This is a genomic window from Undibacterium sp. (assembly GCF_030683615.1).
Classification (GTDB): Bacteria; Pseudomonadota; Gammaproteobacteria; order Burkholderiales; family Burkholderiaceae_D; genus Undibacterium; species Undibacterium umbellatum.
In genome coordinates, this window is sequence record NZ_JAUXQE010000038.1 from 179,646 (window position 1) to 193,864 (window position 14,219).

General features: G+C 49.9%; 13 protein-coding genes. 6 read left to right on the plus strand and 7 right to left on the minus strand.

Annotated elements, in window-relative coordinates; translation table 11 throughout:
* Positions 1-158: 158 nt before the first annotated feature.
* Both Q8K39_RS21815 and rlmF read right to left on the minus strand, forming a co-directional pair.
* Positions 159-1,403 carry a nitronate monooxygenase gene (locus tag Q8K39_RS21815; RefSeq protein WP_305263298.1) on the minus strand — a complete coding sequence of 415 codons (1,245 nt, stop codon included), beginning with the start codon at positions 1,401-1,403 and terminating at the stop codon, positions 159-161.
* Positions 1,404-1,619: 216 nt separating this feature from the next.
* Complete coding sequence (gene rlmF / locus Q8K39_RS21820; RefSeq protein ID WP_305263299.1) at positions 1,620-2,615, minus strand: 23S rRNA (adenine(1618)-N(6))-methyltransferase RlmF; 996 nt, start codon at positions 2,613-2,615, stop codon at positions 1,620-1,622.
* A 407-nt stretch (positions 2,616-3,022) separates the two neighbouring features.
* On the opposite strand from rlmF, the gene Q8K39_RS21825 reads away from it, so the two are divergent.
* The 3 genes from Q8K39_RS21825 to Q8K39_RS21835 all read left to right on the plus strand — a co-directional run bounded on the left by Q8K39_RS21825 (position 3,023) and on the right by Q8K39_RS21835 (position 4,568).
* Positions 3,023-3,595 (plus strand): DUF3455 domain-containing protein, encoded by a 573-nt coding sequence (locus tag Q8K39_RS21825; RefSeq protein ID WP_305263300.1) that lies wholly within the window; start codon positions 3,023-3,025, stop codon positions 3,593-3,595.
* 59 nt (positions 3,596-3,654) lie between these two features.
* The gene (locus Q8K39_RS21830) at positions 3,655-4,113 is read left to right on the plus strand and encodes an Lrp/AsnC family transcriptional regulator (protein ID WP_186954002.1); all 459 of its coding nucleotides are present in this window, start codon (positions 3,655-3,657) and stop codon (positions 4,111-4,113) included.
* A gap of 65 nt (positions 4,114-4,178) precedes the next feature.
* Positions 4,179-4,568: a hypothetical protein gene (locus tag Q8K39_RS21835; protein WP_305263301.1), complete on the plus strand. Its 390-nt coding sequence runs from the start codon at positions 4,179-4,181 to the stop codon at positions 4,566-4,568.
* An 18-nt stretch (positions 4,569-4,586) separates the two neighbouring features.
* Here Q8K39_RS21835 and Q8K39_RS21840 read toward each other — a convergent pair whose 3' ends face one another.
* The 3 genes from Q8K39_RS21840 to Q8K39_RS21850 form a co-directional block, all read right to left on the minus strand.
* The gene (locus Q8K39_RS21840) at positions 4,587-5,981 is read right to left on the minus strand and encodes an ABC transporter substrate-binding protein (RefSeq protein WP_305263302.1); all 1,395 of its coding nucleotides are present in this window, start codon (positions 5,979-5,981) and stop codon (positions 4,587-4,589) included.
* 101 nt (positions 5,982-6,082) lie between these two features.
* The gene (locus Q8K39_RS21845) at positions 6,083-6,775 is read right to left on the minus strand and encodes a response regulator (RefSeq protein WP_305263303.1); all 693 of its coding nucleotides are present in this window, start codon (positions 6,773-6,775) and stop codon (positions 6,083-6,085) included.
* Positions 6,776-6,784: 9 nt separating this feature from the next.
* Positions 6,785-8,299, minus strand: coding sequence for an ATP-binding protein (locus tag Q8K39_RS21850; protein ID WP_305263304.1), 1,515 nt, complete (start codon positions 8,297-8,299; stop codon positions 6,785-6,787).
* A gap of 241 nt (positions 8,300-8,540) precedes the next feature.
* Between Q8K39_RS21850 and Q8K39_RS21855 the strand changes: the two genes are divergently transcribed.
* Positions 8,541-10,151: a cytochrome C gene (locus Q8K39_RS21855; protein WP_305263305.1), complete on the plus strand. Its 1,611-nt coding sequence runs from the start codon at positions 8,541-8,543 to the stop codon at positions 10,149-10,151.
* 49 nt (positions 10,152-10,200) lie between these two features.
* Here Q8K39_RS21855 and Q8K39_RS21860 read toward each other — a convergent pair whose 3' ends face one another.
* Complete coding sequence (locus Q8K39_RS21860; protein WP_186954008.1) at positions 10,201-10,752, minus strand: thymidine kinase; 552 nt, start codon at positions 10,750-10,752, stop codon at positions 10,201-10,203.
* 268 nt (positions 10,753-11,020) lie between these two features.
* Between Q8K39_RS21860 and Q8K39_RS21865 the strand changes: the two genes are divergently transcribed.
* Positions 11,021-11,491 carry an Hsp20 family protein gene (locus Q8K39_RS21865; RefSeq protein ID WP_186954009.1) on the plus strand — a complete coding sequence of 157 codons (471 nt, stop codon included), beginning with the start codon at positions 11,021-11,023 and terminating at the stop codon, positions 11,489-11,491.
* Between the two features lie 239 nt (positions 11,492-11,730).
* Entirely contained in the window at positions 11,731-13,008 is a 1,278-nt protein-coding gene (locus Q8K39_RS21870) for a carbohydrate porin (protein ID WP_305263306.1), read from the plus strand.
* A gap of 4 nt (positions 13,009-13,012) precedes the next feature.
* On the opposite strand, the gene Q8K39_RS21875 is transcribed toward Q8K39_RS21870, so the two are convergent.
* A complete protein-coding gene (locus Q8K39_RS21875; RefSeq protein WP_305263307.1) occupies positions 13,013-14,149 on the minus strand; it encodes an alpha-hydroxy acid oxidase in 1,137 nt (378 codons plus the stop codon).
* Positions 14,150-14,219 lie beyond the last annotated feature (70 nt).

A 14,219-nucleotide genomic window follows, 5' to 3' on the forward strand; every position in this document is an offset into this window, starting at 1 on the left:
ACTATTTCAGGGAGCTTACTTATAACTGGTGCGTGGGATGGGCAATACTTGCACCAAATGTAAGCAATTATTGTTGGATGGCATGGTTTCGCTTACAAGCATAAAAAACGCCGCTTAACTTGAAGGCTAAAGCGGCGTCATGCTTTCAGCTTGCCAGATTACGCTGGCAAAGCAATCTGATGATCAACACTGAATTGATAATCGCGGAATACATGTTCCGCACTCAGCAATTCATAATTACCATCCGGCAATTTGCGGGTTGTGTCTTTCAGGCGATACGTCATTTGTCCACAAGTCCAGCAATTGAAGTTGCGCATATGGGTGCACAGGCAGGTCTTGTCCATGACAGAGACTTTCTTGGCATCGGGATGCGCTGCCACTTCACGGTTATAGGATGTGATGTAGGCGCAATTGCCATTGCCGTCCAGCAGATAGCCATAGGATTCGCAGCCAGGCCGTATGCCATCGCCTATCGCGGGTGTGTTCTTCAGCATGCGCATGGGGTAGCCGGTAGGCGAGATATTATTGACTTCGATATCGCTTTCGCTGGCCTTGAAGTACTCCTGTTTCACGCTGGCTGGCAAGCCGCATTCATTGGTGACGGTGAAGCGGGTTGCTACCTGCACCCCAGCTGCGCCGTTTTCCATGAAAGACACGGCATCGCTGCCTGTGAATATACCACCAGCGGCAATCAGCGGGATATCCAGGTTTTCTGCCTTCAGGTACTGAATGATTTCAGTAATGATGGTCTGCAAGTCATATTCAGCCCAGTCCATGCCAAAGCCCAGATGGCCACCAGCCAGTGGGCCTTCGACGATGACGTAATCAGGCAGACGGTTCAGTCGGGAATTCTTGCGCAGGAATAATTGCAATGCGCGTACTGAAGAAACGATGATGCCAAGCTTGGCATCGCGGAAGCGAGGGTGGTCCGCGATCAGGCCAAAAGAACCCAGATGCAGACCGGCACTCATGGTGATACCATCAATACCAGCATCGAGTGAAGATTCCAGGCGCACCTTCAAGGTTTCGCGTGGACCGTTCATGGTCAACTTTTCCATACAGTTGACAAAGATCATGCCGGAACCCTGCTTGGCTTCCATGGTCTTGCCTACATGCAGTCGGGTAGCTTCGGCCAGTTGCTCCAGGTTGAACTTGATGTCAGTCTTGTCGGAGTTGTTAATATTGTACTTGTAGAATTTGGTTTTTTCCTTGACAAAGCTGGTGTCGAAACGACGATCAGAGACATCCTGTACCATGGCATCAGAAATATGACCTATACCACCGAGACGTGCAGCAACCAGAGCCAGTTCAGCAGTGGAAATATCGACGCCCATGCCACCGATCATGATAGGAACCAGCTCATCTTTGCCCAGTTTCAGGCGGAAATCATCTACACGTTTCATTGTTATCCTTGACACATTTTGCTCAAAAGTAAATCACGCGACGCTATATTTAGTACTCACTCAATACGCTTAGTACTCTTACTCTACAGATACATATTGCCTACTTCTTGTTTATTGCGGGCTGCAAGTCAGCAGACGAACGAGATTGTAAGCCAGGGCTAGCTGCTATAGCTAAGATTATATTCTGTAAGGGAGGCAAATACCCAGGCGCAGGCTCTATTTATTGCCATTTGACCAACGCAATTTAGCCCAGCCAGCTTGTTGGCTTGCATTCAGGAAAGTCCAGGCTACCAGACGACTCTCTTTATTGCCCTGGCTCATGATAATGATTTTTTCATCATAGACCTTGACCTGCTTCAATGCCGCACGGATTGCAGGCAAATTGGCGGACTTTGATACCAGGGTGGAAAACCATAAGACTTTTGTGGGTATGGTTGCGCTTTCCCTGATCATTTTCTCAATAAATGCCAGTTCACCGCCTTCAAACCAAAGCTCGGCGTCCCGGCCGCTGAAGTTCAGCACTGGCTCAGCTGGCCCTGGTTTGCCGGATTTGTTCAGATTTTCCCATTTACGCGCACTGCCCGCCCTTGCTTCTTCGGCTGAACCATGAAATGGCGGATTGCATAGACTGACATCAAACCATTCATCATCTGCAATTACGCCCTTGAACAAAGTTTGGGCACTAGCTTGAAGGCGCAGTTGTATCTGCTTGCCCAGGCCGGGATTGCGGTCGAGTATGGTTTGGGCATTGGCCAGCGAGGCGTCATTGATATCACTGGCACAGAATGACCAGCCATATTCGCTGGCACCCAGCAAGGGGTAGATGCAACTGGCACCCGTACCTATGTCCAAAGCAAATACCTGTTTGCTTTTTGGTATACGTCCCTGATTGCTGCCTGCCAGTAGGTCAGCCAGATAATGCAAATAGTCAGCTCGTCCAGGTACTGGTGGGCAAAGATTTTCTGCTGGGATATCCCATTCCAGCACGCCATAGCTGCTTTGCAGCAAAGCCTTGTTGAGCAGCTTGACTGCGATCGGTTCCGCAAAATCAATAGTCGCTTCGCCAGCCGGATTCTCCATCAGGAATTTCTGCAGCGCTGGTTCTGCCTTGATCAGTGCAGGAAAGTCATAGCGACCATGATGACGATTGCGTGGATGGAGCAATTGTCCGGCAGCTTGATTTCTTTTTTCCTTCTTGTTTTTGTTGCTCATGAAAGCTTATCCAATATGTCGCAGTACGCTAAATTCTAATGGCCAGATGCCGGGGCATATTGTCCCACGACTTGAGGTCTGGCAGATGGCCCGGGAATCTGCGGATTTGACCTGAGGCAATAGATTTCAGCCATACTTAAGTAGGGGCTTAATTGCGCATGCTAAGGATGTAAAATTCGGTAAGTGTTTTATTCATCCTGAAACGCCATTGCTAAAATCTGGCGACTCAAAACTTGCAGCCCGCAGCAGTTCTTGATGGTCAGTGCATGCTAAGCTCCTGGAAAAGAATGCTCATGCAGGCCATTGATGCACAGCTCCACTCTCTGGACACTGGACATATCAAACATGACCTCCTGGTGCTGCGCTGCCTTAGATCGCCTTGAACATCTTATTGAAAGGTATAACACATGAAGAATATCGCCATTGCCAGTAGCATTGCTGCTGTCACTATCTTGTCGGCCTGTACAACTGCACCTGTGAAACAGTCTGCCCCTGCTGCTCCAGTCATGCAGACTGTGGGTGTGCCAGCTAATCTGAAAGCACCTGTAGGTGAAGTTCTAGCCTTCCAGATGGCAGCGACAGGCGTTCAAATTTATGATTGCAGGGCTAATAAAGATGCCGCCAAAAAATTTGAATGGGTATTCCGTGCACCGGAAGCAGAACTGTATGCCAGCCATGACAGCAGTAATGTCAAACTGGGCAAACACTATGCAGGCCCAAGCTGGGAAGCGAATGATGGCAGCAAGGTCGTCGCCGAAGTCGTCGCCAAAGCCGATAGCCCCGACACCAGTGCCATCCCGTGGTTATTGCTGAAAGCCAAATCCACTACTGGCTCAGGTACTTTTTCCAAAGTTACCAGCATACAGCGTGTGGTAACGGTAGGTGGTAAGGCGCCTCTGAGTGGTTGCTCGGATTTCCAGTTGGGAGCAGAAACGCGCACGCCTTATAAAGCAACGTATTATTTCTTTACGGCAAATTAAATACCGCTTCTTGGGGATATGAGTTCATAATAGGTTTCCCTCTATGAACTCATATTGCAATGATACTGGACGGTTTTGATCTCGCCATCTTGCGCTATCTGCAACAAAATAGCCGCCATTCAGCCGAGCTGATAGGTGCAGACATCGGTTTGTCCGCCACCGCCGTTCAACGACGCATACGCAAATTGCGGGACGAAGGCGTAATCAGGGCAGAGGTAGCGATCGTCTCACCTCATGCCGTAGGCTACCCCCTGACTGTCATGGTTGAGGTTGCGTTCAAAAAAGGTCTTGGTGATGTCATCGATAGTTTTAAGCAAGACATGCAAGCCCTGATTGAAGTCCAGCAATGCTTCTATCTTGCAGGTGAGTTTGACTTCATGCTCATCGTGCAAACCACAGACATGGCTGCCTACGAACGTTTTACCCGTGCCGTGCTTTTTATTAATGAGAATATCCTCAAATTCCGTACCACGGTCGTGATGGATACCGTCAAGCAAAGTTATTGCCTGCCGATCTAAGCGAGCGCAAGTTTTACGGAAAAGTCATCGGCCGACGTTTTTTTTCAGCGTATTGGAGAATTATCGTGTCTGGATTTAAGCTATCCGAAGTGCTGCAGGCCATGCTGTTCGCTTGCGCACTGGCAGGCATATTGACCGGAGTCCTGATGCAGGAGATGGGGTTTGGATTGCTGATTTTCCTAATCAGCTTCGCGCACGCACTAGTGCTGGGTTTGCCAGCTTTTGTGTTGTTAAGCAGGGCAAAAAAAATCAATGTCTGGACGACGGTAGCTTGTGGTTTCCTCATAGGTTTGATACCCGTTAGCGTGCTTAACTGGGATATCAAACTCCTGTATCTGATGTTTGCTGGAGTCGGCAGTGTAATTGCCGGGCTGTTCTGGGTATGTTTGCCATGGCTGATCGCCAGACACGATTCCCTGGCCAGCATTGACGCCAGGCCAGCCAGGAAAGCATAGACTGCGTGCATTTGCTCCTTACAGATCAAAAGGATCACGGCAAAGTGCTTGCAAATGCAACTTGCTGTTATGAAAGATTTTGTGATGGTCACGACATACCGTAATGCACAAGTATTCTTCTTCCAGAGCCTGTATCGCCAGCACATAAACGGCAGACCTCGCTTGCGGATGAGCCTGGAGTCTGGCTGTAGCGACAGCCTCATAAAACCGCACATAAGCTGCACGCGCGTTGAGCTGTGGTGCCTGTTTCTCGTAGACACCAAAAAATTGATCTGCATCATCATAGTCTTGTATCCAGCCACGGGCGACGATGTCAAATTCACCGCTGTCAACAAATTCATAGACTTGCGCCGCATTTTTTGTGCGTATCAATTCACATTGGATGCCGCAAGCCTGCAGCACTTCAATGCAGCCATCCAGGGCAGTAGTCAATGGCCCGCGTCCTGCCGCATAAATGATGCGGACTGCGACGTCAGAAAAATGCCCTGACCACCGCTGCTGGAATTCCGCCAGGCTGACATCGCTTGCTTGACGTGACGGCATGGTCAATATGTCGGCGGGAATAAAATCGGTATGGTAAAGCGCACCCAGTTTTTCACTGGCCCGTTTTTGAACCAGTGCGTGAAAATCCCTGCGCATATCCAGGTTGTTGAATATCCCTGCGGCATTTAATATCAGCATGCCCGACCAGCGATCACGCAGTGGTGTGGAAAGCATTCCTGGCATGGCATCCAACTTTAATTGATGTTTGCGCTCCAGTAGCACTGCACTCGTCGTTCCAGTTTGCAAGGACTGCAACACCCCGTCAAATTTATCATGTAGTTGCATGCAGATACTACCTGGTAACTGGCGTTGACCCGCATAAGCAGGATTGCGCACCAATTGTATTTCTGTATGGCTGGCAGACAATACTGTCATCGGGCCTGAGCCTAAGATGCTACCCTCACCAGCCAGCAGGCATATCCCCATGGCGGGATGAGCAAGGATTTCCAGCAAGGCACAATATGGCCGCTGCAATTCCATGAACAAGCGATTCTCTTCATCATCAGCATACAGGCCAGCCGGTATGTCGCCTTCAGTACACGCGGCTGCGCCAACGATCAGTTCACGCAATAGGTCTGCAAAGATGGACGCAGAGGAAGGCCAGACATGCCGTGCCAGGCTACGCGCCACATGGCTGGCCAGGACAGGCTGGCCGTTCTGAAAACTGGCTGGTGAAATGGCAAACGCCCATTTTTGATAGTCGGCAGAATGTGTCCAACTGCTGGCCAGATCGCCAACTGGTGTATCGGCAGAACGATTAATGCGTAACAAAGTCTGGTACAGCAACGAACTGAGCGGGTGGCACACTGCATCCGTCTTGAGCGGGTCAATATGAAAGAGCTTGTTAAGGGTGGCAATGTGCAGAGTCATGGGCGAACAGGATGGCAGTCAAAACACTATTTTCCTCTTTTGCTCATGCTGGCAAACGGCGTAATTCATCCTGAAAAGCCGCCGCGCAGCAATTTTGCACATCAATGTGGCATTTCGAAGCGATACCCTACGCCATACACAGAATGCAGGCACTCATTGTCAGGCAGTTTGCTTTGTATTTTTTTGCGGATGTTCTTGATGTGCGTATCGACCGTCCTGTCATTTATATCTCGCTGGTCTTCATGGGCAAAATCAAGTAATTGCTGGCGTGAATAAACCCGTTCGGGATGACTGATGAACTCCGCCAGCAAACGATATTCTACCGGTGTCAAATTCAAAGGCTGCCCATCCACCAGTATGCGCAACTGTTGCCTGTCTATGGCAAAGCACGACTGCGCCACAGCGGGCTGCTGATCGTGACCAGCCATGCTGCGGCGCAAATGCACCTTGACACGCGCCACCACTTCACGTGGACTGAAAGGTTTGCAGACATAATCGTCGGCCCCGGTTTCCAGGCCCAGCAATCTATCAACTTCTTCCACCCTGGCGGTTAGCATGATGATGGGGAGTTGGCTGAACTTGCGCACTTCCCGGCAAATGCTGATACCATCAAGTTCAGGCAACATCAGATCCAGCAAGATCAGATCGGGCCGTGCGGACTTGACTTGCTCCAGCGCCAGCTTGCCATTGACTTCATGGCTGACCTGATAATCAGCCGACAGTAAATAGTCCCTGAGCAGGGCGGCAATTTTCAGATCATCTTCAACGATAAATATGTGAGCCTTGGTTTTCATGGCAATAATTTATGCTGTTTTGATGCAGGGTAATTGTATGCGTATTTTCACGCCACCCAATTGCGAAGGGGCAGCGCTGATTTGTCCACCATGGGCTTCCACGATGACCTTGCAAATGGACAGACCAAGGCCACTGCCGCCATTGGCGCGACTGCGTGCATAATCGGCACGATACAGACGATCAAACAGCAAGGCGTGTTTGCCGTCAGCCACGCCTGGGGCACTATCTTCCAGGCTCAATTCCATTAATGCGCCATTCCTTACAAGGCTACATACAATCACGCCACCACGGTCAGTATAGCGTATGCAGTTTTCCAGTAGATTGCCCATTACCTGAGTAAGGCGGCCACCATCGGCCCTGGTCCAGGCAGGCGTGTCTCCGAGCTGGCTTTCCAGGCGCAAGCCAGCCTGTTCTATACGTAAGGCAAAGCGTTGCAGCAAGTCTGCCAGCAAGAGACGCAAGTCCATGTCCACAAATTGATAGTGCAGGTCACCACTATCGGCCAGCGTCAACTGGCGGATATCATCGACCAGCTTGTTCAGGTGACGCACTTCTGCATGCAGGGACTCCAGCGCCGCTGGTGTGATATGGCGCACACCATCCATCAGTGCTTCTATCTCCCCCTGTACGACAGTTAGCGGAGTGCGCAATTCATGAGAGATGTCGGCCAGCATCCGGCTTCTTTGCGCCTCATTTCTTTCCAGGTTCTGCGCCATGCTGTTGATGTCGCGTGCCAGGTCGCCGAGTTCGTCCTGGCTGATCATTTCGGCCCTGGCATCCAGCTGGCCCTTGGAAATCTTTGCTGTGACCTGATGCAAGGATTTTAAAGGACGTAATAAATGCCTCGCCAGCCACAGTGAGAACGCCAGCGATATCACGATCAATGCCAGCGCCAGCCATAAGGTATGACGTATTTGCACACTGACAAAATCGACCGCACTGGCATTCGAAATTTGCCGCAAGGGGGCCAGTCTGAGCATCCCTATTTTTTCATTATCCAGCATGATAGGCACGGTGCTGCCACCTGGCGCATCGCCTGGACCGATCAGCGGCTGGCCATGCTTGTCTATCAGTGACAATCTTTGTCCAAAGTTCATTGGATCCATCGGCGGCCTTTGTTCAGGCGGAGCATCACGTGGTGGCTTGTCCTGGGATCGAGGGGGAGGTGGCGGACGTTCTGCATGATGATCTTCAGCTCCTCCTTCACGTTCCGGGTCGCGCCTGCGCGGCGGAGGGCGGGGGCGGGCATTGTCATTCTCGGGACGTGGCTTGCTGCGTATCTGATCCAGCAAATCCCGCATGGGTCGGCGGTTGGCCTGGAAACGGTCAAAATTGCCATTTTGACGATAGTCTTCTGCCAGCAAATTGCTGAGCCTGACCAGGTCTTGCTTTTCCAGGTCGCTGAGATAAGCAATAAAGCCACTTTTCAGGTTTTGGCTGGTCACCCAGGCCAGTGTACCGATGCTGATGATCACAATTACTGTAATGGTCAGAGCGAGCTTGCGGGCGATCGTCAGACGCATACTTGATTGCTCCAGGATAAATAGTGAATAACAATGCCATTCAATTATGGAGGAATCATGAAGTAAACACGATGATCTGTGAATAAATATTTCCCTGCATTTTTTTCTCAAGATAGGAAAAAAGTCTGCATCTTCATCTTTTCTTCACATTCAGGAGACATCCTGCATTCAGTCTCAGATCCTGGATATGGGTATGTCCGGTTCTTGAGTAGGAAAAATGACACTCTTAGGGAGACTCAACATGAATTTATCTGCACAATTACAGTGGCTGCCCAGCAAACGCAGGGCGCAAATTTCCATTGCCATATTCACTTTGTTGAATCTGGCTGCCTGCGGGGGCAATAGTACGACAGGATCGACTGACAATGCTGCCGCGCAAGCTGTACCGCCAGACACAATGTTAACGGCATTGAACGCGCCAGCTCCGGCTCCCGGTTCGGCTCCCGGTTCGGCTGCGCCACCACCAGACCAAGCCACATTGATACCTTTTGCCAATGAAGAGGGTGCCGCTTTGACGGTGTCAACCACGGGTAGTATAGACAAGAACAATGCTTTTTTTAAAGCTTTTGGCAATGGCCGCAGTTGCGCTACCTGTCATCAGGAAAGCCAGGGCTGGAGTATCAGCCCCGACTCCTTGCAGGCGAGATTTGCACAAAGCAATGGCGACGATCCGGTTTTCAGGCTGGTGGACGGGGCAAACTCACCCAATGCCATGGTGGCTAGCATAGATCAAAAGCGCCTGGCCTATAGCATGCTGTTGACCAAGGGGTTAATCCGGGTCGGTTTGGCTGTGCCTGCCGATGCTGAATTTACTCTGGTCAAGGCGGATGACCCTTATGGCTATGCCAGCGCAAAAGAACTGTCCTTGTTTCGCAGACCGATGCCGACTACTAATCTGAAATTTCTGAGCACAGTAATGTGGGATGGTCGTGAAACTTTTGCTGACGCCAGGTCTAATCTCTGCATACGCAATAGCCGGCCTTTGCAGTGTTTTTCCAGCACCGATTTCGACTTGCTGCATCAGTCGAACAGCGCCGTTACTGGACATGCACAAGCAGCACAAGGTTTGACGGCTGCAGAACAGCGAAGCATAGTCGATTTTGAAAAGACGCTATTCACTGCTCAAGTCAGCAGCCTGGTTGCCGGTAATCTGACCGATGCTGGAGCAAGAGGTGGCCCTGCAGAACTCGCAAAGAACAATTTTTATTTCGGTATCAATGATCTCGATGTCGGTGATTATGTCACGGGTGCGCCATTTGATCGCAACGTCATGAACATGTTTACGAACTGGCGTGGACTTGACAGGCCAACACCACCAAATCCACCTGTGCAAGGACGTCCGCAGCAGCCACCACAGCCGCCAACAGCGATCAATATTGTCAGGGCATCCATCGCCAGGGGCGAGCAGATTTTCAATAACAAGCCTTTCAATATCAGAGGAGTAGCTGGCTTCAATGATGAGTTGCGTTTGCCTTTGCAGCGCGCAACTTGCGCCAGTTGCCATAGCGTAGGCAATGTGGGCTCGCATTCAGTGCCCCGCCTGTTCAATACCGGCGTATCAGATGCCAGTTTGCGCACCCCTGACATGCCCTTGTACACACTCAGGAATAAACTGACTGGTGAAACTGTAGAAACGACTGATCCAGGCAGTGCCATGGCGACAGGTAAATGGAAGGATATAGGCCGCTTCAAAGTGCCTAGTTTGCGTGCCATAGAATCCCGTTCACCGTATTTTCATAATGGCGGCATGGTCGAAATAAGCGACGTCGTCAGGTTCTATGACAGGCGTTTCAATATGGGTTTGACGCCGCAGGAAATTATTGATTTGACTGAGTTTTTGAAGGTGCTGTAAAGCGCAGTAGAAGAGTAGAAAAAGAGCAGGCTGATGGCCTGCTCTCTTTCTATCCGGCGTAAAAACAACGGCCGCACACATGCTGATAGCGTTCATTTCCGCCAATATCAATTTGCTCGCCAGATTTCATGCGCCGACCATTTTCATCGACACGAATATTCATCGTTGCCTTCTTGCCACAGGCGCAGATGTTTTTCAGTTCTTCGATATCATCGGCCAGTGCCAGTAGATAAGTAGAGCCAGTAAATGGCTCACCCAGGAAGTCGCTGCGCAAGCCGTAGCAAATCACCGGCACGCCGTGTACTTGCGCCAACTGATGCAATTGCCTTACCTGATCAGCCGACAGGAACTGCGCCTCATCCACCAGCACGCAACTTACTTTCGGCGCTTCTGCCAGAAAATCAAAATGGGTATCAAAAACTTCGGCCTGCCTTTGCGGCCCCAGACGGGAAGTGACTTTGCCTGCGCCATATCGGTTATCGATGGCAGCGGTGTAGAGACGGACTTTTTGTCCCTGCTCTTCGTAATTGTGTGCCACTTGCAAAAGTGCCGTGGATTTTCCTGCGTTCATTGCTGAATATCTGAAGTAAAGCTTGGCCATACCTGTTTCCTGTTGGTTCTTGCCGACTGTTGCACATGTTGCTGGTGAGAACAGTCGCCTATTTTTTTCGCTTAGTTGTCAATTTATTGTCGATTTTATTGAAGTGAAAAAATTTGATATTGGGGTCTTGAAACTATGTAAGCCAGCGCCATTTTCTATTCAGCAGATGCTCGAAGCTGAGGTCTGCTGAAGAAAGTAAGCAGTAGTAGTTTTAAGAAAAGTTTCCAAACATTTAATTTATATCGCTTCAATTTATAAGGATATTATCATGCGTAATTTTGACTTCGCTCCTCTGTATCGTTCCGCTATCGGTTTTGACCGTCTCGCACAGTTGTTTGATGATGCACAACGTACTGAAGCTGCACCCAGCTATCCCCCCTATAATATCGAGCTGATTGCAGAAGATAAATATGCAATCACCATGGCAGTTGCAGGCTTTGACCGCAGCGAAATCGACATAGAAACCGAACGTGACACCTTGAAAATTGTTGGTCGCCGCCAGAAAGCAGAAGGCACGCGCAATTTCCTGCACCGTGGCATTGCCTCACGTGACTTTGAACATCGTTTCCGCCTGGCCGATCACGTCAAAGTCGTCAGTGCGCGTCTTGACAATGGCTTGCTGAATATCGAACTGGTGCGTGAAATTCCAGAAGCGCACAAACCGCGCCGCATCCTGATTGATGGCGATAATCTGCAACTGGTTGAGTCGCAAAATCAATTGCAACGCCAGGTCGCTTAAGTGGAAACTTAAGCAATGAAAAGTGCCCATGAAAATTCATGGGTCCGATCACCATAAATAGAAAAAAAGCATGGGCGAGCCCATGCTTTTTTTATCTTCTGCAGCTCAAAAATTTTAAAGGAAAAGCTATTTTTTTAGTAGAATAGGAGTGAAAGTCTGCAAATGGCTCACATCTTATATGAACGAAAAAACATATTTTTGTGACTCGCTGATGAATTTTATATTTTATAGAGCTGCCTATGAGAAAGACCCTGAAGTCTGGCATTTTCTCGCTGGGACTGCTGCTCTGTCTCAACTGTGCCTTTCATATCTCCGCTCATGCAGAAGATGACGGCAGAGACTTGAATCTGACTACCCTCACAGGCGACTGGAATGGCCAACGCCAGACCTGGCTGGATCGGGGTATCAGTCTGGATTTCACACATCGTAGCGACATCGTCCGCAACCAAGATGGTGGTATCGCCACTGGTACCAAATGGCTATCATATACCGATTCCAGGATACGTCTCGAACTGAACAAACTGATGGGATGGGACGGCTGGACTGCCTATGCTCAATTTCATAGCGAACTGGGCGGCAAACCAAATATACAAAAAGTTGGTAGCTTCATCGGTGTTGATAATATTGAAGTCAATACCAATACCGCCCAGTTTTCTGCATTGTGGCTGGAAAAGAATATTCTTGACGACAGGCTGGCAGTATTGCTTGGCATGTATGCAATTGATACTGAATTTTATGTGACTGATAGCTCGGGTGTATTTTTGCAACCAGCCATGGGCATGAATATTTCAGTTGCGCAAACTGGCAAGAATGGCCCACCTATCTATCCCGTGGCATCATTTGCTACACGTGTCCGTTACAAATCTGTGGACAAGAACACTTATCTTCAAGTAGCCGTACTTGATGGCGTGCCGGGTGATCCAGAAAATCCGCGTGGTACCCACGTCAAGTTTGCCAAGGGGGATGGTGTCTTGCTGATAGCAGAGGCCGGACATTTTGGTGAAAAGCCGGGTGGTGATGACAAGGCACTCAACAAGACTGCCATAGGCATATGGCGCTATAGCAGTCATTTTGATGAGATCAGCAGCCCGGATGAAAATGGCAAGCCTTTGCAACGCAAGAATTTCGGCTGGTATATCCTGACTGAACGCACGTTGCTGCCAAAAGCCGGTCATCCCGGCCAGGGGCTGCAAGGCTTCTTGCGTTTTGGTACAGCACAAAAAGATATCAACCAGTCTGACTGGTCAGTGAATCTTGGCTTGAATTATGTAGGTTTTTTCGACGGGCGTGCGGAGGATCAGCTTGCTTTGGGTATGACCTATGCCCATGCCAGTGAAAAATACCGCAAGCTCAACCATACAGATAATTTTGAAGCTGTTGCAGAGGCCACTTATAAAATGCAGGTACGTCCCTGGCTGGTGGTACAGCCAGTGGTGCAATGCGTTTTCAATCCGAATATGGATGCCAGTCTGAAGAAAGCCTGGGTACTCAGTGTTAGAACGGAAATAGCATTCTGAAAATTTAAGATCCTATGATATTGGATGCGTTTACTTCACGAATATCCTTGGTGCCTGTCAAGGCCATGCTGACATCGAGTTCTTTTTGCAAAATTTCCAGCATCTTGGTGACACCCGCTTCACCCATGGCGCCCAGGCCATACAAAAAGGCACGGCCTATCATGCTGCCTTTGGCACCCAGAGCAGTGGCTTTCAATATGTCTTGTCCTGTGCGTATTCCGCCATCAAACCAGACTTCAGTCTGATGACCTACCGCATCGACAATTGCGGGTAGAGCCTGTATTGAGGACATAGCACCATCAAGCTGGCGGCCGCCATGATTGCTGACGACAATGGCGTCGGCACCTGCTGCTACCGCCAGCTTTGCATCTTCAACATCCAGTATGCCTTTCAATATCAGCTTGCCACCCCATTCTTTTTTGATCCAGGCCACATCGTCCCAGCTCAAGGTAGGGTCGAACTGGCTGGCAGTCCATTGGCTCAGTGTGACTATGCCGTCTCCGCCTTTGACATGACCAACCAGATTGCCAAAGGTCTTGCGGCCAGTTAAGGCACGCAAGGCCCAGCCTGGCTTGGTGGCCAGGTCGATGACATTCGCCAGTGTCAGCTTGGGTGGCACGGACATGCCATTTTTCAAGTCTTTATGACGCTGCCCCAGAATCTGCAAATCCAGGGTGAGCACAAGGGCTGAGCATTTGGCATTTCTTGCCCTTTGTATGAGTTCCTTGACAAAACCGCGGTCACGCATGACATACAACTGGAACCAGAAAGGCTTGGTAGTCACGCTGGCCACATCTTCTATAGAGCAGATGCTCATGGTCGACAGCGTGAAGGGGATGCCAAATTTTTCTGCCGCAATCGCCCCCAGCATTTCACCATTGGCCCATTGCATGCCGGTCAGGCCGGTCGGTGCTATCGCCACCGGCATGGCAACTTCCTGGCCTATCATTGTCGTGCGGGTCGTGCGGTGTTCTACATTGATGGCAACCCGCTGCCTGAGCTTGATGGCTGCCAAGTCACTGGTATTGGCCTTGTAAGTCGATTCTGTGTAAGAGCCGCTGTCAGCATAATCATAAAATGCTTTAGGGACACGTTTTTGTGCCAGCAGGCGTAAGTCTTCTACACAGGTGATGACGGGCATGAGGGACTCCAGCTAATTAAGTAGTAAGACTAGTGTATGAGATAAGCGTCAAGGCATGGCAGAAAAGCTT